Source organism: Paenibacillus alkaliterrae (genome assembly GCF_021532375.1).
GTDB classification, from domain to species: domain Bacteria; phylum Bacillota; class Bacilli; order Paenibacillales; family Paenibacillaceae; genus Pristimantibacillus; species Pristimantibacillus alkaliterrae.
Genome location: NZ_JAKGAP010000158.1, coordinates 1 through 1727, shown reverse-complemented (window position 1 = coordinate 1727; position 1727 = coordinate 1). Strand labels below are relative to the sequence as shown.

Sequence of the window (1727 nt, the reverse complement as noted above, 5' to 3'; positions counted from 1 at the left end):
TGTTGAACTAAACCGCTACGCGGTAGCTTTTCCATCAAATCCCTGCTGATATCTTATCATACCTTCCTTATTCTCAACAGTAGAAAGGGAAGGTGTTTATTATGCAAAATGTGATTCAATCGATGACCATGTCTATGGAGTTAAGGGGTTTTGCCAAGAGTACTCAACGTACCTATTTGGCTCATATCCAACGTTATTTTAAGTTCTGCGGCAAACATCCGGCCTCGACAGGTTATGATGAAGTCCGTGCCTTTCTTCACCATGCCATTACAGTCCGAAAGCTCAGCTCTGCCTATGTCAATTCCGCTTACGGCGCTATTAAATTTTACTTCCAATCCGTGCTCTGCCGTGAATGGAATATGCTTCATGTCCCCCGGATGAAAAAGAAATCCTCGCTTCCAACGATCCTAACCTTGCAGGAAGTTCATCGGATATTAGAAGCTGCCTTGAATCTCAAACACAAAGCAATTCTATCTACCATTTATTCTGCCGGACTTCGGGTCAGCGAAGCCGCTCATCTGAAAGTTTCAGATATTCATAGCGAGAACATGCGTATCTTGATTCGTCAGGCTAAAGGCAACAAAGATCGTTATTCTATTTTATCCGAAAATAATCTGCTCCTCCTTCGTCAATACTGGAGGACGTACCGCCCAACCGATTGGCTCTTTCCTGGCATACCCGATCAGAAGCCCATTGCGATCCGGACAATTCAGGAAGTGTTTAAGAAGTCCCTTCACGCTGCTGGTATTTCAAAGGATGTTTCGGTTCATACACTGCGTCATTGTTTCGCTACCCATCTTTTAAATCATGGCGCAAGCATTTTGCAAATTAAAGAATTGCTTGGGCATGCGGATATTCAAACCACTTCGATGTATCTGCATCTTACTCATGCTCAGGTGCTCGGATTGAAAAGCCCCTTGGATCTTCCAAATGGGGGTGAAGATCTTGATTGAACTGCAGCAAATTTTTTCTCGTTTTGCCGATACTTATTTGGCGTCACATTCGGTTCACTGTGAAGGCATCAAAGCCATTAACTCCATTGTGAATTGCAGGACGGCAGCTTTGGGTGGTCATGTCGATCAGTGTGATTCATGTGAGGATTTGAAGATATCCTATAATTCCTGCCGCAACAGGAACTGTCCAAAATGCGGCAATTTGAAAAAGGAACAGTGGATTCTGGATAGAAACTCCGAATTGCTACCCGTTCCTTATTTTCATACCGTCTTTACCGTTCCTCATGAGCTGAACCCTTTGTTTCTGGCGAACCCGAAGTCCATGTACGCTATTCTCTTTAAGGCTGCCTCCGAAACACTTTCCAAGCTCGCCTTGGATCCAAAGTTTCTTGGCGCACAAATCGGGGTGACCATGGTGCTGCATACGTGGGGTCAAAATCTGTCTTTCCATCCCCATGTCCATTGCATTGTGCCTGGCGGCGGCCTCTCTCCTTCTGGCTGCTCGTTTGTTCGCTCGAAGAAAAAGTTTTTTATTCCCGTGCGTATGCTTTCTAAGATGTTTCGAGGCAAGTTCTTGGCCTTGTTGAAGATAGCCTTCAAGCAGGATAAGCTTTCGCTTACTGGGGCGGCTCTTCCCTATGCGGAGGAATCCTCTTTTATGGCGCTGATGGATTCCTTGTATGAGAAGGATTGGGTCGTCTATTGCAAAAAACCGTTTAAGACGCCGCATCATGTCGTGAAATACTTAAGCCGGTACACCCATAAGATCGCCAT

2 protein-coding genes are annotated in these 1727 nt (G+C 45.3%); both read left to right on the top strand.

The genetic code is table 11. The annotated features are described in order from the left end of the window. Window positions 1-101: 101 nt before the first annotated feature. Window positions 102-953 carry a tyrosine-type recombinase/integrase gene (locus L1N85_RS26935; protein ID WP_235242088.1) on the top strand — a complete coding sequence of 284 codons (852 nt, stop codon included), beginning with the start codon at window positions 102-104 and terminating at the stop codon, window positions 951-953. Next, window positions 946-1727: IS91 family transposase (locus L1N85_RS26930; RefSeq protein WP_235242087.1), on the top strand; the 782-nt coding region annotated here is incomplete at its 3' end. The genes L1N85_RS26935 and L1N85_RS26930, both read left to right, overlap by 8 nt.